The organism is Chryseobacterium sp. FR048 (assembly GCF_056844665.1).
On record NZ_JBXDSE010000010.1, the window covers coordinates 14,379 to 34,486 of the forward strand.

Annotated in this window: 30 protein-coding genes; 24 read left to right on the forward strand and 6 right to left on the reverse strand. The window is 37.4% G+C overall.

The window, feature by feature from the left end:
* The first annotated feature begins 71 nt into the window (after positions 1-71).
* The 20 genes from AC106K_RS23285 (at position 72) to AC106K_RS23380 (ending at position 12,269) form a co-directional block, all read left to right on the forward strand.
* Positions 72-419, forward strand: a complete 348-nt coding sequence (locus AC106K_RS23285; protein WP_482447898.1) for a VOC family protein — start codon at positions 72-74, stop codon at positions 417-419.
* A 12-nt stretch (positions 420-431) separates the two neighbouring features.
* Positions 432-836 carry a glyoxalase superfamily protein gene (locus AC106K_RS23290; protein ID WP_482447899.1) on the forward strand — a complete coding sequence of 135 codons (405 nt, stop codon included), beginning with the start codon at positions 432-434 and terminating at the stop codon, positions 834-836.
* A gap of 115 nt (positions 837-951) precedes the next feature.
* Positions 952-2,163: a DUF763 domain-containing protein gene (locus tag AC106K_RS23295; RefSeq protein WP_482447901.1), complete on the forward strand. Its 1,212-nt coding sequence runs from the start codon at positions 952-954 to the stop codon at positions 2,161-2,163.
* Positions 2,164-2,450: 287 nt separating this feature from the next.
* Entirely contained in the window at positions 2,451-3,041 is a 591-nt protein-coding gene (locus AC106K_RS23300; RefSeq protein WP_482447902.1) for a Crp/Fnr family transcriptional regulator, read from the forward strand.
* A gap of 77 nt (positions 3,042-3,118) precedes the next feature.
* Complete coding sequence (locus AC106K_RS23305; RefSeq protein WP_482447903.1) at positions 3,119-3,529, forward strand: VOC family protein; 411 nt, start codon at positions 3,119-3,121, stop codon at positions 3,527-3,529.
* 99 nt (positions 3,530-3,628) lie between these two features.
* On the forward strand, positions 3,629-4,045 hold the full coding sequence (locus tag AC106K_RS23310; RefSeq protein WP_482447904.1) for a VOC family protein: 417 nt from the start codon (positions 3,629-3,631) through the stop codon (positions 4,043-4,045).
* A 22-nt stretch (positions 4,046-4,067) separates the two neighbouring features.
* Positions 4,068-4,529 carry a hypothetical protein gene (locus AC106K_RS23315; protein WP_482447906.1) on the forward strand — a complete coding sequence of 154 codons (462 nt, stop codon included), beginning with the start codon at positions 4,068-4,070 and terminating at the stop codon, positions 4,527-4,529.
* A 265-nt stretch (positions 4,530-4,794) separates the two neighbouring features.
* On the forward strand, positions 4,795-5,319 hold the full coding sequence (locus AC106K_RS23320; RefSeq protein ID WP_482447907.1) for a DinB family protein: 525 nt from the start codon (positions 4,795-4,797) through the stop codon (positions 5,317-5,319).
* Positions 5,320-5,322: 3 nt separating this feature from the next.
* Positions 5,323-6,099 (forward strand): alpha/beta fold hydrolase, encoded by a 777-nt coding sequence (locus AC106K_RS23325; protein WP_482447908.1) that lies wholly within the window; start codon positions 5,323-5,325, stop codon positions 6,097-6,099.
* Between the two features lie 33 nt (positions 6,100-6,132).
* Positions 6,133-6,564 carry a VOC family protein gene (locus AC106K_RS23330; protein ID WP_482447909.1) on the forward strand — a complete coding sequence of 144 codons (432 nt, stop codon included), beginning with the start codon at positions 6,133-6,135 and terminating at the stop codon, positions 6,562-6,564.
* Positions 6,565-6,642: 78 nt separating this feature from the next.
* A complete protein-coding gene (locus AC106K_RS23335) occupies positions 6,643-7,056 on the forward strand; it encodes an SRPBCC family protein (protein WP_185289914.1) in 414 nt (137 codons plus the stop codon).
* A gap of 35 nt (positions 7,057-7,091) precedes the next feature.
* On the forward strand, positions 7,092-7,331 hold the full coding sequence (locus AC106K_RS23340; protein WP_047095185.1) for a helix-hairpin-helix domain-containing protein: 240 nt from the start codon (positions 7,092-7,094) through the stop codon (positions 7,329-7,331).
* Between the two features lie 260 nt (positions 7,332-7,591).
* Positions 7,592-8,458 (forward strand): VOC family protein, encoded by an 867-nt coding sequence (locus AC106K_RS23345; protein WP_482447910.1) that lies wholly within the window; start codon positions 7,592-7,594, stop codon positions 8,456-8,458.
* Positions 8,459-8,626: 168 nt separating this feature from the next.
* Positions 8,627-9,055: an SRPBCC family protein gene (locus AC106K_RS23350; protein ID WP_047095188.1), complete on the forward strand. Its 429-nt coding sequence runs from the start codon at positions 8,627-8,629 to the stop codon at positions 9,053-9,055.
* A 62-nt stretch (positions 9,056-9,117) separates the two neighbouring features.
* Positions 9,118-9,576, forward strand: a complete 459-nt coding sequence (locus AC106K_RS23355) for an SRPBCC family protein (RefSeq protein WP_482447911.1) — start codon at positions 9,118-9,120, stop codon at positions 9,574-9,576.
* Positions 9,577-9,610: 34 nt separating this feature from the next.
* Entirely contained in the window at positions 9,611-10,069 is a 459-nt protein-coding gene (locus AC106K_RS23360) for a DoxX family protein (protein ID WP_482447913.1), read from the forward strand.
* A gap of 156 nt (positions 10,070-10,225) precedes the next feature.
* Positions 10,226-10,804: an RNA polymerase sigma factor gene (locus AC106K_RS23365; RefSeq protein ID WP_065393150.1), complete on the forward strand. Its 579-nt coding sequence runs from the start codon at positions 10,226-10,228 to the stop codon at positions 10,802-10,804.
* A gap of 11 nt (positions 10,805-10,815) precedes the next feature.
* On the forward strand, positions 10,816-11,148 hold the full coding sequence (locus tag AC106K_RS23370) for a hypothetical protein (protein WP_047095192.1): 333 nt from the start codon (positions 10,816-10,818) through the stop codon (positions 11,146-11,148).
* A 91-nt stretch (positions 11,149-11,239) separates the two neighbouring features.
* Entirely contained in the window at positions 11,240-11,497 is a 258-nt protein-coding gene (locus tag AC106K_RS23375; RefSeq protein ID WP_482447915.1) for a hypothetical protein, read from the forward strand.
* 130 nt (positions 11,498-11,627) lie between these two features.
* On the forward strand, positions 11,628-12,269 hold the full coding sequence (locus tag AC106K_RS23380) for an alpha/beta hydrolase (RefSeq protein ID WP_482447916.1): 642 nt from the start codon (positions 11,628-11,630) through the stop codon (positions 12,267-12,269).
* Between the two features lie 134 nt (positions 12,270-12,403).
* On the opposite strand, the gene AC106K_RS23385 is transcribed toward AC106K_RS23380, so the two are convergent.
* On the reverse strand, positions 12,404-12,769 hold the full coding sequence (locus AC106K_RS23385) for a DUF1304 domain-containing protein (protein WP_047095195.1): 366 nt from the start codon (positions 12,767-12,769) through the stop codon (positions 12,404-12,406).
* A 67-nt stretch (positions 12,770-12,836) separates the two neighbouring features.
* On the opposite strand from AC106K_RS23385, the gene AC106K_RS23390 reads away from it, so the two are divergent.
* The 3 genes from AC106K_RS23390 (at position 12,837) to AC106K_RS23400 (ending at position 14,353) form a co-directional block, all read left to right on the forward strand.
* Entirely contained in the window at positions 12,837-13,409 is a 573-nt protein-coding gene (locus tag AC106K_RS23390; protein ID WP_047095196.1) for a Crp/Fnr family transcriptional regulator, read from the forward strand.
* Between the two features lie 63 nt (positions 13,410-13,472).
* Positions 13,473-13,904 (forward strand): DoxX family protein, encoded by a 432-nt coding sequence (locus AC106K_RS23395; RefSeq protein WP_482447918.1) that lies wholly within the window; start codon positions 13,473-13,475, stop codon positions 13,902-13,904.
* A gap of 5 nt (positions 13,905-13,909) precedes the next feature.
* The gene (locus AC106K_RS23400) at positions 13,910-14,353 is read left to right on the forward strand and encodes a carboxymuconolactone decarboxylase family protein (RefSeq protein WP_482447920.1); all 444 of its coding nucleotides are present in this window, start codon (positions 13,910-13,912) and stop codon (positions 14,351-14,353) included.
* Positions 14,354-14,584: 231 nt separating this feature from the next.
* Here the strand turns inward: AC106K_RS23400 and AC106K_RS23405 are convergent, their stop codons facing one another.
* The 5 genes from AC106K_RS23405 to AC106K_RS23425 form a co-directional block, all read right to left on the reverse strand.
* Positions 14,585-15,553 carry a cyclase family protein gene (locus AC106K_RS23405; protein WP_482447921.1) on the reverse strand — a complete coding sequence of 323 codons (969 nt, stop codon included), beginning with the start codon at positions 15,551-15,553 and terminating at the stop codon, positions 14,585-14,587.
* 568 nt (positions 15,554-16,121) lie between these two features.
* A complete protein-coding gene (locus tag AC106K_RS23410; protein WP_482447922.1) occupies positions 16,122-17,105 on the reverse strand; it encodes an aldo/keto reductase in 984 nt (327 codons plus the stop codon).
* A gap of 260 nt (positions 17,106-17,365) precedes the next feature.
* The gene (locus tag AC106K_RS23415) at positions 17,366-18,043 is read right to left on the reverse strand and encodes a type 1 glutamine amidotransferase domain-containing protein (RefSeq protein WP_482447923.1); all 678 of its coding nucleotides are present in this window, start codon (positions 18,041-18,043) and stop codon (positions 17,366-17,368) included.
* An 81-nt stretch (positions 18,044-18,124) separates the two neighbouring features.
* Positions 18,125-18,412 (reverse strand): putative quinol monooxygenase, encoded by a 288-nt coding sequence (locus AC106K_RS23420; protein WP_482447925.1) that lies wholly within the window; start codon positions 18,410-18,412, stop codon positions 18,125-18,127.
* Positions 18,412-19,026: an NAD(P)H-dependent oxidoreductase gene (locus AC106K_RS23425; protein ID WP_066699309.1), complete on the reverse strand. Its 615-nt coding sequence runs from the start codon at positions 19,024-19,026 to the stop codon at positions 18,412-18,414. Before AC106K_RS23425 ends, AC106K_RS23420 begins: the two co-directional genes overlap by 1 nt.
* Positions 19,027-19,321: 295 nt before the next feature.
* Here AC106K_RS23425 and AC106K_RS23430 point away from each other — a divergent pair, with 295 nt between their 5' ends.
* The gene (locus AC106K_RS23430; protein WP_482447927.1) at positions 19,322-20,068 is read left to right on the forward strand and encodes a metallophosphoesterase family protein; all 747 of its coding nucleotides are present in this window, start codon (positions 19,322-19,324) and stop codon (positions 20,066-20,068) included.
* The last annotated feature ends 40 nt before the right edge of the window (positions 20,069-20,108 follow it).

A 20,108-nucleotide genomic window follows, 5' to 3' on the forward strand; every position in this document is an offset into this window, starting at 1 on the left:
TACTTATCAGTCACTTATAAAGCCTTGGGGAATTTTACGTAATTTCACAAGGCTTTTTAAATAGACTCAACATGGTAAAAAGAATTGTAGCCAATATCAGAACGAATAATCTGTCGAAGGCAGATCTTTTTTATCAGGAGATCCTGGAGCTGGAGGTTTTGATGGATCACGGCTGGATTAAAACCCTGGGAAATGATGAAGAAGCAAAAGTTCAGATCAGTTTTGCTGAGCAGGGCGGAAATGAAACCGAAGTTCCTGATCTTTCCATTGAAGTGGATAATGTAGAAGAAATCTATGATAAAATGAAGAACGCAGGTTTTGCAATAAAGTACGAGCTGACCCATGAAGACTGGGGAGTCCGAAGGTTCTTTGTTGAAGACCCGTTTGGAAAGCTGATCAATATACTTACCCATTTGTAAAACTGACTTATTATGAAAGCAAACCGTATTATTCCTATTCTCAGAATCTTCGACTATCAGAAAACCAAAGAATTCTATGTAGACTGGCTGGGATTTGAGATCGTCTGGGAACATTATTTTGATGAAAATACTCCCGTGTATATGGAAGTGAAAAGAGAAAACATCATTTTCCATCTAAGTGAGCATCATGGAGACGGGACACCCGGAACCAGAGTTGCAATCTGGGGAGAAGGCGTTCCGCAATACCATAAAGAACTTATCGACAAAAAATATAAATACAACCGCCCAGGGCTTGAAAAAACATTCTATGGAGCAGTCTCCTTTACCGTTATTGATCCTTTCGGGAATAAAATTACATTCGAAGAGCCATACGATGAAGTAAAACACAAAGACCTGGAACTGTATTCGTATGAGTAATCAAGCCTACACAAGAAATCAGAAGTTTCAAGTACTTCAGGATACTGATCAAATGATTCTGATCATTAAAGATTAAGATGAATAAAGCGTACCTTTACATTTTAAAAATAATATAATGAAACGTTCAGGAACAGCAGATTTACCATTACACTACGGCAAAGTACCGCCGTGGCTGTATGAGCGTATGTCCGTTCTTGGGCTGTCTATCATAGAAGTGATCCTGATGGATTATGGTAAAGATGAGGTGCTTCGCCGCCTTGCAGATCCGTTCTGGTTTCAAAGCTTTGGTGCGGTGATGGGAATGGACTGGCATTCTTCAGGGATTACCACTTCAGTTATGGGAGCTTTGAAGCGCTCTATTAATCCTAATTCGCAATCATTGGGTCTCTATATTTGTGGCGGAAAAGGTAAATTTTCGAGAGAAACTCCGGCAGAATTGATCCGGATTGCCGATAAAACGGGATTGAATGGAACAGAGCTGGTAAAAGCCAGTAAACTTTCTGCTAAAGTAGATAATACAGCGATTCAGGATGGCTACCAGCTGTACCTGCACAATTTTATTCTTTCAGACAACGGAAACTGGAGCGTTATTCAGCAGGGAATGCATGAATCTGACGGTACAGCGAGACGCTACCATTGGCATTCTGAAAATATAAAATCATTCATTGAAGAACCCCATACCGGAATCAATGGGGTTTCGAGAGGTAATATTATGAACCTTACCGATGCAGAAGCAGCAGGGAACAGAAAAGGTATTTTGGATATTTCCCACACAGACTCTGCAGAAGTAATGAAAGACTTTTCAAGACTGGTCCTTCCCGGGCATCATGATGTTCGGGCATCTGATGTAGATCTGAAGCGTCTGGGCGCACTTTTGTATGTGACCCGGGAACAGCAGCCTCAGAATTTTGAAGATCTGCTGATGCTTGAAGGAGTAGGGCCAAGAACATTGCAGTCTTTGGCTTTGGTAAGTGAGATCATCCACGGAGCGCCTTCAAGATTTGCTGATCCGGCAAGGTTTTCTTTTGCTCACGGAGGGAAAGACGGACATCCTTTTCCCGTTCCTACCCATACATATGATGAAAGCATCAGTATTCTCAGAAAAGGAATTGAAAAATCCAAATTGGGAAATACAGATAAACTGAACTCTTTAAATAAACTTCATCAGATTGTTGCAGCAACAGAAAAAGATTTCACTCCGGATTTTGATATTCAGGAAGTTATCAGAGAAGAAAGAGAGAACTCCTGGCGTTTCGGAGGGAAAACGGTGATGGGAGATGCTCAGAAACCAACTCCTCCAAAAGCGATTCAGCTGTCTTTATTTTAATGATGTTCCGAGGTGTAAATTCATCCTCCATGAATCCATTTCAAATCTTAACATTCCTTATAACAACGACAAATTCCCGTATAACCATTCCCTTCCAATGGAGGGGTGCCAAAAATTCAAAGAATTTTTGACGGGGTGGTCCTGCATACTATCCCGTTTAATTTTTATTCTAGCTAAAATACTTTAATTACAGTGTGGTATGTGATATTTTTGGCATTTTGTTTAATAATTATTACCGTTAATTCAATTAAAAAAATTAATTTTAATAACTTAAAAAAATAGACCTGATGACCAATAAATCCCTGGAAGTATGCTATGATTTTCCATTTTTTATGCAGGAAGAGCTTGATGAAATATTTAAAGCCCATGAGAAAAGATCATTCCAAAAAGGTGATTTTATCCTGGAAGAAGGGAAAACAGCCAATGAATACTATATTCTGGACAGCGGGCTGGCTCGTTCATTCGTTAATGATTTTAACGGAAACGAAGTGACGACTCACTTTTTTGTAGAGAATGAGGTGATTATTGAGGTTTTATCCATGTTCCAAAGGGTGCCGTCTCAGGAAAATATTGTCTGCATTACAGACTGTGAATGCTGGAAGCTTGATTATGATACCTTTCAGGAGCTGTTCCATAAAATTCCCAACCTTAGAGAATGGGGAAGAGCATGGATGTCGAAAGAGCTTTTCGCCTATAAACAAAGATCCGTAGAAATGTTTACGCTTTCTGCAACGAAAAGATACCTGAACCTTCTGGAGCAGAAATCCAAAGTCATACAGTTTGCTCCCCTTAAACAGATTGCTTCTTATCTGGGAGTTACAGACACTTCGCTGAGCCGTATCCGTAAAGAACTGGTTTCCCATTCCAGAAAAAATTAAATCTTGCCTTATGACAAGTTGATTTTCATTCTGCCTTGGTAATTTTGGTTAAAAGTTTAACACCAAAAATTACGAGAATGAAAGCGAATCAAATTTACGTGAACTTTCCGGTGAAAGATGTTCAGAAGACAAGAGAATTCTGGACAAAGCTGGGTTTTTCTATTAACGAGCAATTTTCGGATGATAAAGCTGCTTGCGTTATGATCAATGAAGGCAGCATCTATATCATGTTTCTTGTGGAAGAATATTTTCGGACTTTTATCGACAGACCTGTTGCTCCTGCCAATACTACGCAGGTTTTGGTTTCTATAGGACTCAGCAGCAGGGAAGAAGTAGATCGTGTGGTGAATACTGCTCTGGAGAATGGTGCTTATCAACATGAAGAACCTGAAGATTACGGATGGATGTATCAGAATTCTTTTTGGGATCCCGATGGACATGGCTGGAATATCACATTTGCAGATCTTTCCCAAATGCCGGCACAATAATCAACACTATGGAGAATATTAATCTTGCCGTATGACAAGTAGATTGTTAACTCCTCTTCATAACTTTGATTCAAAGTTTAACACCAAAAAAATTATAATATGAATATCAATCAGATTTATGTCAACTTACCCGTAAAAGACGTACAGAAAACCAGAGACTTTTGGACAACGCTGGGTTTTGCAATCAATGAACAGTTTTCAAATGACAAAGCAGTCTCTGTAGTAATGAAAGAAGAGCAGATCTACGGCATGTTTTTGAAAGAAGATTTTTTTCAAACCTTTACCAACAGACCTTCTGCGAAAGGAGACACCACACAGGTACTTCTTGCCATCAGTGTAGACAGCCGTGAAAAAGTAGACTGGATCGTAAAAACAGCCATTGAGAACGGAGGTTCCAAATATAGTGAGCCTATGGACCACGGATGGATGTATCAGAGTGCTTTTGCTGATATAGACGGGCATCAGTGGGAATTGATGTTTGCAGATGCTTCTCAATTTACTGCAGAATCAATGTAGCCACCAACATCATATCATCAATATGGAAACACTATCAAACGAAATAGCATTAGTGAAAAACCAGATCGATATTACCTACAAAGTAGTTTCTATCAACACAGAAGGGATCACTCATGAAGAATCGATGATTTTTCCCAATGGAGAAGCCAATTGCATGAATTGGGTTCTGGGACATTTGATCTACATTCGAAACGGTTTGCTGAATATTCTGGGCGAAGAACCGATATGGGACAAAGAGTTATTCTCAGGATATAACAGAGGAGCAATTGCTTTGGAGAGAAAAGAGGAATTTGTCAATTTTGAAGAATTCAAGTCTTATTTAAAGCAGTCTCAGGATAAATTAGACACAAAGCTGAATACTCTTGAACATTTCAGTGCTGAGCAGATTGCAGATATTGCAACACTTTGTTTTCACGAAAATTATCATAGCGGGCAGCTTGGATATATACGCAGACTTCTGGGAAAACCCGGAGGAATTAAATAAATCAACAGAAAATTTCCGGTGGCTGGAAAACTGTAAAATATTCTCAATCATAGATTACAGTGAAATCAAAGGTTTACGATACAGCTTTTATTGCTGCAAACACACGAATTGTTTTATTAATGTATTCGCAGTGACAATTTCAATGTGCAGGATTCAATTTTATCGCAGATAAAATCTTTGCGCCTAAAATATACGGTTTATCGATCATTTTGCGCCTTTGCGTTTTCCAACTCTCTTTAATTTTCAATATCAAAAAAACAAAACAATGGACACGCCAAAATCAAAAAAAATGGAGCTTGTCATTCCGGCATACAGAATGCACAGCCAAAGCTTTATGAATGTTCTGGAAGGTATTTCCGAAGAAGATGCATTAAAAAGAATAGAAAATAAAACCAATCATATTGTGTGGATGGCGGGAAACTTCGTCAACATGCGCTATGGACTGGGCTGGGTGCTTGGATTACAGGAGCAGGATCCTAATAATGATCTTTTCTTCCAGGGGAAAGCACTGGATGAAAGTATTCAATACCCAACGTTAGCTGATCTGAAGAAAAACTTTCATGACATCTCTGCCAAAGTTTACCAAAGATTATGGGAGGTTTCAGATGAAGAGCTGGAAGAGATTTTTGAAATCGGGATGAATATTCCTTTCATCAAAGAGACTAAACTCAATTTTGTAGGAATGTGCATCGGCAGGGAAGATTATCTCAGCGGTCAGATAGGCCTGATGCGCAGAATTCTGAATTATCCGGGTATGAAATATGATGTAGATGAAAACCTTAAATACTAATCTATGGATCCCGTAGAAAAAGGCTACAAAAAGGTTAATGGAATCCAGCTGTACTATGAAATCTATGGCTCTGGAAAACCATTGGTACTTATTCATGGTGGAGGTTCATCTATTTTGTATGATTTTAAAGAAGTCATTGCAAGGCTGCATAACCAATTTCAGCTGATTGGGATTGATCTGCAGAATCATGGGCGAAGTGAGCACCGTGATATTCCTGAAACCTTCGAGCAGGATGCTCACGACGTTGCTGCACTTTTAAAAGAAATCCATATTGAGAAAGCTTCTTTCTGGGGATTCAGTAATGGAGGAAATACGGTGATGCAGATTGCTCACCACTATCCGGGAATCGTAGAAAAACTCATTGTTGCTTCAGCATTTTATAAACGGGAAGGAATGATCGATGGTTTTTTCGAAGGCATGATGGAAGCTACTTTTGAATCGATGCCTGAACCCCTTAAAATCAATTTTTTGAACCTTAATCCCGATTTTTCAAAACTGGAAAACCTTTTCGATAAAGACTGTAAAAGGATGCAGACTTTTGAAGACTGGGATGACAAGGTGCTCACATCCATAGAATCTCCGACTCTATTTATCAGTGGTGATAGAGACGTTATGAAACCGGAGCATACAGTAGCGATGTGGAGGCTTGTGAAAGATGCCCGGATGATGATCCTTCCCGGTACACATGGGGTTTATATGATGGCTGACTTTGATGGCAGCATCAATGAAAATTTAATCAACTTTACTGTTAAAGAAGTAGAGACATTTTTAAACAATTAATATTCAAAATAATAACATTTAAAATTAAAAATCATGGCTAAATTAAATCCGTATTTAAATTTCGATGGAACTGCTGAGGAAGCGTTCAATTTTTACAGATCTGTTTTTGGAGGAGACTTCGTGGGAGAAGTTCATAAAATGGGAAATGCTCCCGGTACAGAAAATCTTTCAGATGAAGAAAAAAACAGAGTGATGCATATCGCATTGCCGATTGGTGGTGACCTTTTAATGGCTTCTGATATTGTTCCCAGCTTTGGACAGAAGCTGAATGTAGGAAACAATAATTATGTTTCTATTTTCCCGGATTCCAGAGAAGAAGCAGACAGGCTTTTCAAAGGTCTTTCTGAGGGTGGAAACGTAGAAATGCCGATTGAAGACCAGTTTTGGGGCGATTACTTTGGAAGTTTCCAGGATAAATATGGGGTTCATTGGATGGTAAATTATAATGAGGAATACGCAAAATAATCTTATATTTAACTCAATTTATTAAAAGAGGTGCCCGTTTTGGGCAGCTCTTTTGTTCCACCATTAAAAAACAGAACTATGGATCCAATTAAAATAGACATTACGATTTTAGCACCAGTAGAAAAGGTCTGGAATTACTTCAACGAGCCGAAGCACATTACAAAATGGAACTTTGCCCATGAAAGCTGGCATTGTCCTAGTTCTGAAAATGACCTGAAGGTAGGAGGTAAATTCAAAAACAAAATGGAAGCTAAGGATAAAAGTTTTGCCTTTGATTTTGAAGGGGTATATGACGAAGTGGTTCCCCATGAAAATATAAAATATCATATGGAAGATGGAAGGAAAGTAGAAGTGATTTTTGATAAAGTAGATGAAAATACGACAAAAGTTACCGAAATTTTTGATCCGGAGAAACAAAATTCTGTGGAAATGCAGAGAGACGGCTGGTATGCTATTCTCAACAATTTCCACAAGTATGTTGAGAATCATTAAAAATATTTTTTGTAGCCATGATCAATTTAGTTATCATGTCAAAGAGTTTAAATTTTATTTATGCAGTGAATTATGATCCTGCAGAAGGGTTTCTTCATGGAGTGCTTGCGATCCCGGCAAGAAGAGCTCTGGAAAAGGAAAAAATAGATTCTTTGGAAAAGCTGTCCGGATATTCTGAAAAAGAAATTCTACAGCTTCATGGTTTCGGAAAAAATGCAATGATGAAACTGAAAGATTATATGAAGGAGCATCAGGTGTTTTTTAAGGAAGCATAAATACATATAAAGTGAGAAAAAATTTATAGTGCCATTGCAGTCAGAACGAAATAAACATCTTCTGAATGTAAAGGCATAGGTTTCTTTTTGCTTTATATTTTCTTTATTATAAAGCATTATTATTACAAATCAAGCAATACGTAACATACAATCCGGAAAACAAAAATGCTTATACAGATCATACAGATAAGTAGATTGATCTGTTCGTTCAGTAAGAAAAATAATAAAACTATAGATAATCAATATTAAAATTTAAACTTATGAATAACGATATTTTTCCATGCCTTTGGTATGATGGAGATGCCAAACAGTCTGCAGAATTCTACTGTAAAGTTTTTGATGGTGAAATTACCGCAGATACTCCTGTAGTAATGAATATTGATCTTTTTGGACAAAGACTGATGCTGCTGAACGGTGGTCCGCATTTTAAAAAAAATCCGTCAGTTTCTTTTATGGTGATGTGTGACACTGAAGATGAGGTTCAGAAGTATTGGAATCAATTAGTTGAAGGAGGAATGGCTTTAATGGAGCTAGGATCTTATTCCTGGAGTAAAAAATATGGCTGGGTGCAGGATCAGTATGGGGTTACATGGCAGTTGTTCTTGGGAGAAAATGCCAGTGACCAGAAAATAGTGCCGACCCTGATGTTTATTCATCAGAATAACGGGAAAGCTAAAGAAGCTATGGAACTTTATACCCAGACTTTTCAAAATTCACACATAGGAAATATACTGACTTATGGAGCAGGAGGAGAAGGTCATGATATTCAGGAACCGGCGGAGAATGTTCAGCATGCCCATTTTGTGATCAACAATTACAGTCTATTTTGTATGGACAATTCTTATGATCATCAATTTGATTTTAATGAAGGAATTTCAATGGTTGTCATGACTGACGATCAGCAGCAGACCGATCATTACTGGAATGTACTTACTTCAGACGGAGGGCAGGAAAGTATGTGCGGCTGGCTGAAAGATAAATTTGGCTTTAGCTGGCAGATTGTTCCTAAAAGACTGATCCAGCTGATGAATGATTCTGATCAGGAAAAAGCCTATAAAGTCGTACAGGCGATGATGAAAATGCAGAAAATTATTATTCAGGATTTGGAAGACGCTTACCATTCATAATTTATTTTCGGCGTATTGTTTGATGTAATATAGAAGAGGATTGGGGGAAGCGGCTTTATCAGAAGTATAGAAGTTGTATTCAGACAGCTCTTTTACTAAGGTACGCTGAAACTCTCTATCCTGTTATCTATTACCTGAAATCTAAATGCTTTAAAAATAAACAACAATATGCAACAATTATCATACGAAATTGAGATCAATGCAGAGCCGGAAAAGGTATGGAGTGTCCTGTGGGGAGGTATTACCTACAGACAATGGACAACAGCTTTTACAGAAGGCTCTTTTTATGAAGGTGTTCTGGAAGAGAAGAATATCATTAAATTTTTTGATCCCAAGCATAACGGGATGTACAGCCGTGTTGAAAAAGTGATTCCTAATGAGGAAATAAAATTTCTGCATCTTGGTGAAATCTATGAGGGTATTGAAGTCCCTAAGGATTGGGGCGAAGCGACGGAGGCTTATTTTCTTGAGGAAAATGAAGAAGGTACCTTATTGAAAATAAAAATTCAGACCCCTGAAGAGTTTAAAGATTTTTTTGAAGAAAAATTTCCGAAAGCAATGACGATCATTAAACATCTTTCAGAAAATCAGCTCTGAATGAGAACTCACCCGAAGCTGTACATAATATAAGATTCAAATCAATCACTAAAATTTTATTTATGGAAACCTTATCTTATGAAACAATAATCGATGCTCCCTTACAGAAGGTTTGGGAAATTCTCTGGGATCCGAAAACATATAGCGAATGGACGCAGTATTTTGGAGCAGGATCTATCATGAAATCTGATTGGAAAGTAGGCGGAAAAACGTATTTTCTGAATGCTCAGGGAGAAGGAATGGTTTCTACCATTGACAGTCTGGATGAACCGAATCAAATCATCTTTAAACATCTGGGAATGATTGATAAGGATGGCAATGAAGATATTCACAGCAAGGAAGTGATGGAATGGAGCGGATGTTTTGAAAAGTATTTTTTAATAGATTTTGGCGGAAAAACCAAGCTTCATGCTGAGGTTCAGGTGGAGAAGGAATGGCAGGATCATATGAATACAGGTTTTACCAAAGGGCTGATCGTGGTGAAAAGCCTGGCAGAAGGTGTAAATCTTAGTTCTGTATAAAGGGATTAAGAATATTCTAAATTTACAGTAAAATATGAAATTACTTACCATCCTTTTTGCGACTTTTATACTGGCCTTGCTGGGTACTATGGTATTTCAGGGAAAGCCGGATCTTGTATTTTCTGGAAATCTCGGAATGGCAGTTTTCATCATATTTACAGGATTTTCTCATTTTAAATTCCAAAAAGGAATGGCGATGATGATCCCGGATTTTATTCCTGCCAAAATGTTTTGGGTATATTGTACAGGATTGATAGAAATTGCTGCCGGAATTGGGCTGATGATTCCCTCGATTCGTGAGCTTACTGCTATTTTATTAATCGTTTTTTATATATTGGTCTTTATTGCCAATATCAATTCTTCCAGAAAGAAGATCAATATCTTTAAAGCGGATTATACGGGGCCGGGCATGAAATATCTTTATTATCAGAGAATCCCAATGCAGATTATTCTGATTGCATGGACATGGTATTTCGGAATTTATTTGGCTTAATGTAAAAAGAGAAATGAATCAGATATTGATGGTCGGAAATCTTTCCGACCATTTTTTGATTTCTCCTTGGGCAGGGTTTTCAACCCTGCCCAAGGAGAAATCAAAAAAAAATTAAATTTATTAAAGTAAAACCAAAAGGATAACCGTCATAGCAATATGGAGGTTGTCGAAAAAATAACAATGCCACAAAAGGAGAAAGAAAGCATCATCTCACAGACCGTTTCCAACTACGGAGGGAAGCTGATGTCCTATATTCGTCCCAAAGTGAAAAACACAGAAGATGCGGAAGATATTCTGCAGGAAGTGTGGTATCAGTTCAGTAGTCTTACTAATCTTTCCGAGATAGTGAATGTGGGAGGCTGGCTGTACAGGGTGACGGCGAATAAAATTACGGACCGTTACCGTAAAAAGAAAACAGAAAATCTTGAAGACTTTGTCTATGAGGATGAAGATGGTAGTTTCTCTATCAAGGACATCCTGCTGATGGACGAAAGCGCTGGTCCTGAGGTAAAGATGTTTCAGGATGAAATCTGGAAAAAATTGTTTGAAGCACTTGATGAACTTCCCGAAAAACAAAGGCTGGTCTACGTAGAAAACGAACTGAACGACAAAACCCTCCAGGAGATCGCCGATGAACAGGGAGAAAACATCAAGACCATTATCAGTAGAAAAAACTATGCTGTGAAGCATTTAAGAAACAGACTGAGAAGATTATACGAAGATTTAAAAAGTTAGAAAAAGAAATTATGAATTATAAACACAAAAAGGGTTGGATTTTTTTATTGTTATGTCCACCATTGATCTTAGCCGCTGTTACATGGATTGTCATGCTGCTTTGGAACTGCCTGCTTCCGGAAATATTAGGCGTAAAGTCCATTACATTCTGGCAGGCGATGGGAATTCTGATCCTGAGTAAAATTCTTTTTGGAGGCTTCCATTTCGGTAAAGGAATGAAAGACCTCAAAGAAAGAAAAATGAGAGAAAAAATGGCGGGCTGGTCTCCCGAAGAAAGAGAAAAATTTAAAGAAGTATGGAGAAATAAATGCTCCGGAGGATTCTTCAACAGAAATAACGAATAATTTAAAAATTTTAAAGAAGTAGTAAAGTAAAATTAAAATTCATTCGTCTCTATAAAAAACAAGAAGTAGTAAAATTTAAAATTTTGAAAAAATGAAAAATTCAGCATTAAAAGGTGCTCTTGGAGCATTAGCCGTTGTGGGTGTAGCCTTAATCGCTAAAAAAGCTATACAAAGAAAAAGATTTATCAAAGGTATTTTTGATGAATATGGAATCAAAGAAAAGTCCCCTTTCGGGTTGGCAGATAAGATCAGAGAAATGAATGAGGAGGAGTATCAGGAACTGAAAGGAAAATTCAAAAAAGAATTCCATTCAAGATGTTGCAGAAAAGATAATACCTGCGAAGCATAGGAAGTAAAAGACTAAATTGAAATTGTTTAATTCCGGCTCGGGGAAGCTTCGCTTCCCGAGCCGGAATTTTTTTTATTCATAAGCCAACCAAAGTATTTAAACAGTAAATTTGTGATTCTTTATTAATCTTATGAATTTCAGAACTATTTTTATCACAGTATTGTCATTTCTCTCGATCATTATGTATGGTCAGAACTCTAAACAAAAGCATTATATCTTCTTTCTGCATAATAAATTTTTAGAAGATCATACATTTGAGGAAGCCCATCCCAAATATGGAGTGGCAGAATATGGAGCGATTCTTAATCAATTAAAAGAAAAGAATACCGTCATCATTTCTGAAAAGCGAAAACCGAATACTGATCCGGCGGTGTATGCCCGAAAGGTGGTACAGCAAATCGACAGCCTGATGAAAAAAGGAATCCCGGCGGGAAGGATCGCGGTGGTGGGAACTTCTCAGGGAGGATATATTGCACAATATGTATCCTATTATAAGAAGAATCCGCAATTGAAATTTGTCTTCATTGGGGCCAGTTTTAAAGATGATTCTTTGGAAAAAGAGAGCAATTTCAAATTGTATGGAAGAATTCTTTCCATTACGGAGAAATCAGACGATGGGCATGTGCTGTTATCTCAGGAACAGCGTTTTATCAGATCGGATATTAAAGATTTTAAAGAATTGGAACTTAATACAGGTTTGCATCACGGCTTTTTATTCAAAGCTCTGAAAGACTGGATTGTTCCTGCTAAGAATTGGGTCTATCGTAAATAGACTGGTAGTTTACCTTGCTTGAAGTAAAGTGATAAGGGCGCTGATGAGGCGTCCTTATCATTTGCAGACGGAGCTAAAATCTTTATATTTCGAAAATGGCATATCTTATAAAAATACGTCGAATTTTCAACCTACTATTTCAGTAAAACGGCAGCAATTGCCAGTAGGGCAGGAAGGGCCTGAACGAAAAATATTTTCTTTGTGGCAGAAATGGCTCCATAGATTCCTGCTACAGCTACACAGCCCAGAAAGAATAAAGCGATATTATTCTGCCATTGCGGATCTTTAATCAGAAAAGACCAGATCAGGCCAGCTGCCAGAAACCCGTTATACAATCCCTGGTTCGCAGCCAATCCTTTTGTTGGCTTGAACATTTCTGCCGGCAGGGCAGCTTTGAATACTTCCTTTCCTTTGGTTTCCCAGGCGAACATTTCCATCCAAAGAATGTATAGATGTTCCAGAGCAACAACGGCGATCAGAATTTTGGCAATGACTTCCATGATTTAATATTTTTTGTCATTGTAAAACTAAAAAAATAAAGTTAAGTTTGGGTATTCAATTCTAAAAATGGACAATTTCAAGGCACATTTAAATAAATTCATTACCGTAACGGATGAAGAATACATTTCAATTTTTTCATTCTTCGAGGTATTGAAGGTGAAGAAGAAACAGAGTCTGATGCTGGATGGCGAAATTTGCAGAAATATGTATTTTGTAGTGGAAGGCTGTCTGAGAAAATATTTTATTAATGAAAAAGGAGTAGAGCATACCACTCAGTTTGCCATAGAAAACTGGTGGATTACCGATACCTTTGCTTATGAAAGACAGCTGCAGACAGATTTTAATATTCAGTCTGTAGAAAAATCTACCATTCTTGTCATTGATTTTAAAAGTCAGGAGTTATTACTTGAGAAACATCCTGTGATGGAAAAATATTTCAGAATTATTTATCAAAGGGCTTATGCGGCTTCTGAAAGAAAAATCCGATACCTGTCAGAATATTCACGGGAAGAGTTATATGTTCATTTCAGTACGCTGTATCCTTGGTTTATTCAGAGGATGCCTCAATATCTTGTTGCTTCATTTCTGGGTTTTACTCCGGAATATTTAAGTGAAATTAAAGCAAAATTACGTTCTTAAACCAGTTTAAGTTTTTTACAGATTATAAACCGGAAATTTGTCATGTAATTAAAAGCTAATGTAATGACAGATCAACGAAATCAATTCCCACAGCTATTTTTAAGACTGGCTCTTTCTGTAACCATGCTTTCAGCTGTGGCTGATCGGTTCGGATGGTGGAGTGACGAAAATTCTTCATGGGGAAATATGAAGAGTTTTGAAGAATATACAAGATCACTGACTTTTTTTCTTCCTGAAACTTTGAGTACTTTTTCAGTCTATGCAGCCACCTTTTTCGAAATTCTTTTTCCATTGATGCTTATAACAGGCTTTAAAACGAGAATTGCAGCCTATGGAAGCAGTATTTTACTATTGATTTTTGCTGTTTCAATGACTATCGCATTGGGTTCTAAAGCTCCCCTCAATTATTCGGTTTGGGTGGGAAGTGCGGCGGCTCTTCTATTGGCTGTTCAGCAACAATATTCTTTTAGTATCGATCATTTAACCAAAAAATAAATATAATGAGTGCAAGATTTAACATGGCAACTACAGATGCTGCCGCTTATAAAGCAATGTTGGGATTAGAAGGATATTTACAAAATATTTCTTTAACCCATATTCAAAAGGAATTAATTAAAATCAGGGCTTCACAGATCAATAAATGTGCTTTCTGTCTTGATATGCATACAAAAGATGCCCTTAAATATGGAGAAACCCCTCAAAGAATCTTTATTCTGGATGGCTGGACGGAAGCTAAAGAATTTTTTACAGAAGAAGAGCAGGTGCTTTTGGCGATGACTGAGGAAATCACTTTAATCAGCCACAAAGGATTAACGGATGAAACATATCAGAAAGCCAAATCATTCTTTGATGAAGCTCAGATTGCTCAGATCATTATGGCGATTATCACCATCAATGCATGGAACAGAATTGCAATAAGTACACATTTGCCTATTGCAAAATAGGGATGAGGTAGGGAAGATGGAAGATGGAGGCTGGGAGTTAATGAAGACGGTGTAATAACCGCGGTTTACCATACAAAAAAGAGCTTTTCAATAATGAAGAGCTCTTTTTTATGATGATGAATGATAAAGAGGGAAGCTTCCCTAGGTATTAATTCTAAAATAAATCTTAATGGTTGGTGATTAAGTTCGTGTATGAGAAATACTTCACTGCTTTGTTATTCAAAATTATATTTAATAAATAGCTACCGGATTCACATTCACTTGAGTAGAACCTACATATAGAGGCTGTCCCAATACGAATAGGAATTCCCATACTTTTTGTTTTACTAATGGGCGGGTATCAATTAATTCTAAATTGTAGATTCCCTTTTTTGCCAGCATATATTGGTTGATCGGAAACTCTTCTTTACTTTTTGGATTGGGATAAACCTCAGAAGCCCAGGTGTCACCACCGAAAGCAACAATTCCCTGATCAGCCAGCCATTTTGCGGCATCCATTCCGATTCCCGGTTCAGTTTCCAAGAATTGTTTGTTGTCTTTACCGATCAATTCAAGCCATCCTGTATTGAAAAGGATCACATCTCCTTTTCTTAAGGTAAGTCCCTGTTTCTTTAAAACAGCTTTAATATCTTCAACGGTAAATTCTGTTCCGCCCGGTACAATAGCTTTTCCATAATGAGCCACCATATCAAGAACTACCCCTCGGGTAACGAAAGGAGGTACTTTTTCGACCCCTAATTTTTTTACCCCTTCTACAGTTACAAAATCAGTTGCTTTATTTCCGTTATAGTAAACATTATCAATACCGATGTGTCCGATGCCGTTAAGCTGAGTTCCTACCCCTGTCCATCCGTTCACCAATTCATCGTTGAAGGTAAACTTATTAGGACCAATACTTTTTCCACCTTGTTCTCCCGGTTGGATGTTGTATAGATTGAAACTTCTGTGTCTGAAAGCAGGTAAGTTTTTATCAATAGGAACTGCAAGAGCCAATGTTTTACCTTGTTTTACCAATCCAAGTGCCTGTTTTACCACTTCAGGAGTTAATAAATTAGCGGCTCCGATTTCATCCTGTGCTCCGTAAGCGGACGGATACCATGATTTATCTTCAGGATTAACAAGGGTTTGTGCGTTTAATGCAATGCTGTTTATGGTCAATAGGGTGACTAACCCGAATATTTTGATCAGATTCTTTTTCATTTTTTTATGATGTATAGTTAAAAAGGAAGGAAGTTGGAAGCTGGAAGAGGGAAGTTGTTGATGTCGTTTAACAACTGGCATTCCGTTTTTTGAAATAATGCTTCCGGTTTTGCTTTCCCTGGGTAAAAAGAAAGGAAGTTGGAAGCTGGAAGAGGGGAGGTGTTGATGTCGTTTAACAACTGGCGTTCCGTTTATTGAAATAATGCTTCCGGTTTTGCTTTCCCTGGGTAAAAAGGAAGGAAGTTGGAAGCTGGAAGAGGGAAGTTGTTGATGTCGTTTAACAACTGGCGTTTCGTTTCTTGAAAATGAGGCTTCCGGTTTTGCTTGGATAAAAGAAGGGAAGCGGGGAGATGGGAGTTGGAAGTTCTTGAAGTCTTTCAACAACTGATATTGTATGGATTAGATTGTGTCAGATTGAACAGGCTGTAAGTTTATCATACACACGTTAGTGTTTTCAACTTCATATTTCCACCTTACAGCCTTATAATCATTTGAATCAAAAGATTGAAAGTGCCTGATAACCTGATAGTACTTCCAATCCTCCAGCTTCCATCTCCCAGCTTTTACATTAAATCTCGCTTAAAGCAGTGTTAATGAAGCTCAATTCTTCCTGAGAAAGGGTGATGTCCATTGCTTTTGCATTATCAATAGCTTGCTCTGCATTTCTGGCTCCTGCTAATACTACTGTAATGGCGGGTTGTAAAGTAGTCCATCTTAATACCAATTGAGAAAGGCTGGCTCCTTTTTCCTGAGCAATAGGTTCAATTTTTTCCAGGAAGGTTTTTACTTTATTAAGATCAAACTGTGAGAAATAGCCGTTTCTGTGGTCATTGTCTTTTAATTTATTATCCTTGAAATATTTACCGGTTAAAAGACCTCTTTCCATTGGGCTATACACAATGATCCCTGAATTGTTCTCTAAAGAATAAGGAACAAGATCACTCTCAATAGCACGGTTCAGCATGCTGTAAGAAACCTGGTTGCTTGCTAATTTCAACGTTCTGTTGGCCTCTTCCATTTGGGAAACACTATAATTACTTACGCCGGCAGTACGGATCTTTCCTTGTTGGATTAGTAACTCCATCGCTTCCATTGTTTCACTGATCGCTGTTGTATTGTCCGGCCAGTGAAGTTGTAAAAGATCGATATAATCAGTACCCAGTCTTTTTAAACTTTCTTCAACCTCTTTGATGATGTTTTCTTTAGAAGCGAATTTATAGACAGGTATTACCTTTCCTTCATCTTCAGCATCAAAGAAAAATTCTCCTTTTCCGTTGTTGCTTCCGTCCCATACCAAACCGAATTTAGTTAAAAGCTGAATTTTTGAACGGTCTTTTCCTTTAATCGCTTCACCAATCATTTCTTCACTTAATCCGAACCCATAGAAAGGGGCTGTATCGATAGAAGTTACTCCATGATCCAATGAGGCATGAATAGAGTTAATAGAATCCTGTTTTTCATTACCACCCCACATATTACCACCGATAGCAAAAGCTCCGTGAGTGATGGTTGATAATTCTAAATCTGTGTTTCCTAATGTTCTATATTCCATTTTTTCTTGTTTTTAAAATTTGTTATTGTGTGTTGTACTATGAAAGTCATAAAAGGTGTTGTAGGCACTTGGTAAACCACCCCGTCAAAAATTCTTTGAATTTTCGCCACCCCTCCAGAGGAGGGGAATTTTCAGTCCTTCGATTGAAATGTTAGTAAAAATCGGAGATTTTCAAAACTTAAGTGTTCTTCTCAACAGCCTGCATCATCACTTATTTTTACTTAAGTGTTTAAAAATTTTTGTGACTTTTTGGTTAAAATTTATCTGTTATTTAATTCTTTTAAAATTGCTTCTCCCACGGATTTTGCAGATTGTGGATTTTGTCCGGTGATCACCCTTTGATCGGTTACCACATGATTCTGCCAAAGTCCGGATTTTTCAAATTTTGCCCCTCTCTCTTTTAATTTGTTTTCCAATAAGAAAGGAACAACGTCGGTTAATTTTACGGCAGCCTCCTCTTCATTCGTGAAAGCATTGATCTTCTTTCCGTCTACCAGATATTTTCCGTTATTAAGCTTAATATTCACCAGACCTGCCGGACCATGACATACCCCTGCTACAATCCCTCCGTTTTCATAGATTGTTGAAGCAATTTTTGCCAGTTCTTTATTGTCTGCAAAGTCCCACATCGCTCCATGTCCGCCAGCATAAAAGATGGTTGAATACTCTTTAGGATTAACCTGTGCTGGTGTCAAAGAGTGGTCAATCTTACTTTTGTATTCCTTGTTTTCCCAGAATTCTTTGTTGACAGGATCTTTCAAATCAAATCCGTCAACCGGTGGAGTTCCGCCTTTCGGGCTTACAAAGTCAATTTCATATCCTGCATGGTGAAGAACTTCCCAGGGATGGGAAACTTCGCCCAGATAATATCCTGTGTCTTCTCCTGTACTGCCTTTCTTGTCATGGCTGGTTACAACGAATAAAATTTTCTTTTTCATATCTTTAGATTTTTGGTGTTGGGCTTGGATCAGGCCTATTGCGAAAAGGCTGAGAAATAAAAGCGTTAGTTTTTTCATTCTTTAAATAAGGCTGGTAATATAAAGTTGTGGTATTTCCTGAAGTTTTTCCTCAATCAAAGCTCCAAAGGCCTTAATGTAAGGCTGTTCATTATGCTGTGCCAATCCTTCTTCACTTTTCCAGATTTCGTAGAATACAAAATGATTTTTGTCTTCAATGCCCTGGTGAAGATTGTACAATTCGCAAGCTTCTTCTTTTCTGGTCTCTTTTACCATATTCTGAAGAACTTCCAATACTTCTGAACGGTATTCTTCTTTGGCTTTAATAACTGCGGTAAGGTGAATTTTCATTATACTAATTCTGGTTTTAATTCTTTTTCAAATACATTTTTCACATGCTCTCTGTAAAGTTTCATGTCTCGTTCTACATTAGCATTCTTTTCTACGTCATGGAAGTGGAAGCTGTCCATTTTTTCCAGAGATACAAAAGCGTTCATTCTGTGGAATCCAAATAAAGGTCCTTCATCTACACTTTTCTCATCAAAAAACTCTCCGGGAAGCGTAAAGGCTGTGGCAGGCGCATTCCAGCTCGTTGTCAGCATATATTTTCTTCCGCCAAGCATGCCTCCTGTTCCATAGTTGATCTCTGGGTTTGCGGCATTTCTTCCATCACTCATATAAATACCTTTGGCATGGCCCGCTGTGAAAACTTCATCAATATATTTTTTCAGTCCGTTAGGAAGCTGGAACCACCAGATAGGAGTATGGTAAATGATATAATCTGCCCAAACGAATTTCTGTACTTCTTCATGTTTGTCATAATTTTCACTTACATTTGTAACCTTTACTTCTACATTGTCAAATTCTTTAAGAACGGCCAATGTATTTTCTGCGATAGTCTGATTATATTTTCCTCCGGAATGTCCAAAGTTCTGTCCTCCGTTGATGATTAATACTTTTTTCATTTTTTTATGATTGTTTAAATTTTACTCTGCAAAGTTACTATGGAGTTTCGTATAATAAAAATAATATAAATTATAGTAATGTATCAGAATATTTATATTATTGATTTGGGGGTATTATGAATGGGGAATTCGCTTCGTTTGTCAATTTTTATAACTTACACTGATTCACTTGCAAATTAAAATGGACGATTGACTTTGTGAAGCAAAAATTCATCTTTTCATGGTAAAATGTCATGTTATCTTTCCTCTGAAATTCCTTTTCGTCTTGTAAATTTGATTAACAAATTGACAGATAATGATACAGATAGCCGTTTTCAGTGATGTACATGGTAATCTTCCGGCATTGGAAGTAGTGTTGAAGGACATTGAGCAGAGGGGAATTCATCAGAAATTCTGTCTGGGCGATCTTGTAGACTTTGCGCCTTGGGGAAATGAAGTGATAGAAAAGATTAAAAGCTTAAACATCCCTTGTATCCTGGGAAATCATGATGAAAGAATCGCTTTCAATTTACCTGTTTTTCCTTTATCAAAACATTCCGAAGAAGAAACAAAGGCAAGATTTGTAGCAATCGATCATTCTAAGAAAAATATTACAGAAGAAAACAAAAAGTATCTTTCCGAACTTCCTTTTTATTTAAAATTAAACTATAAAACTGGGAATAAACATTGGAATATTCAGCTGGTCCATTCAAGCCTTGAAAGCAATGATACCTATTTATATGAATCAGAAAATGATGAGGTCTTTACAAATATGCTGGAAGATGCGAAAGCTGATCTGATTGTGATGGGGCATACTCATTTATCCTTTACAAAACAGTTTGAAAACAAGAAATGGGCTGTCAACTGTGGTTCAGTAGGCCGATCTAAGGAAGCCAACAGATTGGCATCCTATGTAATCCTGACGTTGGATGATGAAAAGATTATTCCTGAAATTGTACAGCTGAGCTATCCACTTGAAGAAACGGCCCGCCAGATAGAAGAAAGTGGAATTCCTGATTATTATGCCCGCTTTTTAAGAAATGAAAATGTATTAATATTATAATTATTTTGTAATTTTGTATCAGAATATTAATAAATAAGTC

What these genes read in the sequence shown, in the direction of transcription:
- AC106K_RS23360 (WP_482447913.1), top strand. Translation starts at nt 9,611, where the DNA reads ATGAAATTACTTACCATCCTTTTTGCGACTTTTATACTGGCCTTGCTG.
- AC106K_RS23390 (WP_047095196.1), top strand. Translation starts at nt 12,837, where the DNA reads ATGGACAATTTCAAGGCACATTTAAATAAATTCATTACCGTAACGGAT.
- AC106K_RS23330 (WP_482447909.1), top strand. Translation starts at nt 6,133, where the DNA reads ATGGCTAAATTAAATCCGTATTTAAATTTCGATGGAACTGCTGAGGAA.
- AC106K_RS23345 (WP_482447910.1), top strand. Translation starts at nt 7,592, where the DNA reads ATGAATAACGATATTTTTCCATGCCTTTGGTATGATGGAGATGCCAAA.
- AC106K_RS23315 (WP_482447906.1), top strand. Translation starts at nt 4,068, where the DNA reads ATGGAAACACTATCAAACGAAATAGCATTAGTGAAAAACCAGATCGAT.
- AC106K_RS23305 (WP_482447903.1), top strand. Translation starts at nt 3,119, where the DNA reads ATGAAAGCGAATCAAATTTACGTGAACTTTCCGGTGAAAGATGTTCAG.
- AC106K_RS23425 (WP_066699309.1), bottom strand. Translation starts at nt 19,026, where the DNA reads ATGAAAAAAGTATTAATCATCAACGGAGGACAGAACTTTGGACATTCC.
- AC106K_RS23365 (WP_065393150.1), top strand. Translation starts at nt 10,226, where the DNA reads ATGGAGGTTGTCGAAAAAATAACAATGCCACAAAAGGAGAAAGAAAGC.
- AC106K_RS23375 (WP_482447915.1), top strand. Translation starts at nt 11,240, where the DNA reads ATGAAAAATTCAGCATTAAAAGGTGCTCTTGGAGCATTAGCCGTTGTG.
- AC106K_RS23385 (WP_047095195.1), bottom strand. Translation starts at nt 12,769, where the DNA reads ATGGAAGTCATTGCCAAAATTCTGATCGCCGTTGTTGCTCTGGAACAT.
- AC106K_RS23410 (WP_482447922.1), bottom strand. Translation starts at nt 17,105, where the DNA reads ATGGAATATAGAACATTAGGAAACACAGATTTAGAATTATCAACCATC.
- AC106K_RS23415 (WP_482447923.1), bottom strand. Translation starts at nt 18,043, where the DNA reads ATGAAAAAGAAAATTTTATTCGTTGTAACCAGCCATGACAAGAAAGGC.
- AC106K_RS23420 (WP_482447925.1), bottom strand. Translation starts at nt 18,412, where the DNA reads ATGAAAATTCACCTTACCGCAGTTATTAAAGCCAAAGAAGAATACCGT.
- AC106K_RS23400 (WP_482447920.1), top strand. Translation starts at nt 13,910, where the DNA reads ATGAGTGCAAGATTTAACATGGCAACTACAGATGCTGCCGCTTATAAA.
- AC106K_RS23405 (WP_482447921.1), bottom strand. Translation starts at nt 15,553, where the DNA reads ATGAAAAAGAATCTGATCAAAATATTCGGGTTAGTCACCCTATTGACC.
- AC106K_RS23290 (WP_482447899.1), top strand. Translation starts at nt 432, where the DNA reads ATGAAAGCAAACCGTATTATTCCTATTCTCAGAATCTTCGACTATCAG.
- AC106K_RS23285 (WP_482447898.1), top strand. Translation starts at nt 72, where the DNA reads ATGGTAAAAAGAATTGTAGCCAATATCAGAACGAATAATCTGTCGAAG.
- AC106K_RS23350 (WP_047095188.1), top strand. Translation starts at nt 8,627, where the DNA reads ATGCAACAATTATCATACGAAATTGAGATCAATGCAGAGCCGGAAAAG.
- AC106K_RS23380 (WP_482447916.1), top strand. Translation starts at nt 11,628, where the DNA reads ATGAATTTCAGAACTATTTTTATCACAGTATTGTCATTTCTCTCGATC.
- AC106K_RS23295 (WP_482447901.1), top strand. Translation starts at nt 952, where the DNA reads ATGAAACGTTCAGGAACAGCAGATTTACCATTACACTACGGCAAAGTA.
- AC106K_RS23340 (WP_047095185.1), top strand. Translation starts at nt 7,092, where the DNA reads ATGTCAAAGAGTTTAAATTTTATTTATGCAGTGAATTATGATCCTGCA.
- AC106K_RS23300 (WP_482447902.1), top strand. Translation starts at nt 2,451, where the DNA reads ATGACCAATAAATCCCTGGAAGTATGCTATGATTTTCCATTTTTTATG.
- AC106K_RS23395 (WP_482447918.1), top strand. Translation starts at nt 13,473, where the DNA reads ATGACAGATCAACGAAATCAATTCCCACAGCTATTTTTAAGACTGGCT.
- AC106K_RS23325 (WP_482447908.1), top strand. Translation starts at nt 5,323, where the DNA reads ATGGATCCCGTAGAAAAAGGCTACAAAAAGGTTAATGGAATCCAGCTG.
- AC106K_RS23370 (WP_047095192.1), top strand. Translation starts at nt 10,816, where the DNA reads ATGAATTATAAACACAAAAAGGGTTGGATTTTTTTATTGTTATGTCCA.
- AC106K_RS23320 (WP_482447907.1), top strand. Translation starts at nt 4,795, where the DNA reads ATGGACACGCCAAAATCAAAAAAAATGGAGCTTGTCATTCCGGCATAC.
- AC106K_RS23335 (WP_185289914.1), top strand. Translation starts at nt 6,643, where the DNA reads ATGGATCCAATTAAAATAGACATTACGATTTTAGCACCAGTAGAAAAG.
- AC106K_RS23430 (WP_482447927.1), top strand. Translation starts at nt 19,322, where the DNA reads ATGATACAGATAGCCGTTTTCAGTGATGTACATGGTAATCTTCCGGCA.
- AC106K_RS23355 (WP_482447911.1), top strand. Translation starts at nt 9,118, where the DNA reads ATGGAAACCTTATCTTATGAAACAATAATCGATGCTCCCTTACAGAAG.
- AC106K_RS23310 (WP_482447904.1), top strand. Translation starts at nt 3,629, where the DNA reads ATGAATATCAATCAGATTTATGTCAACTTACCCGTAAAAGACGTACAG.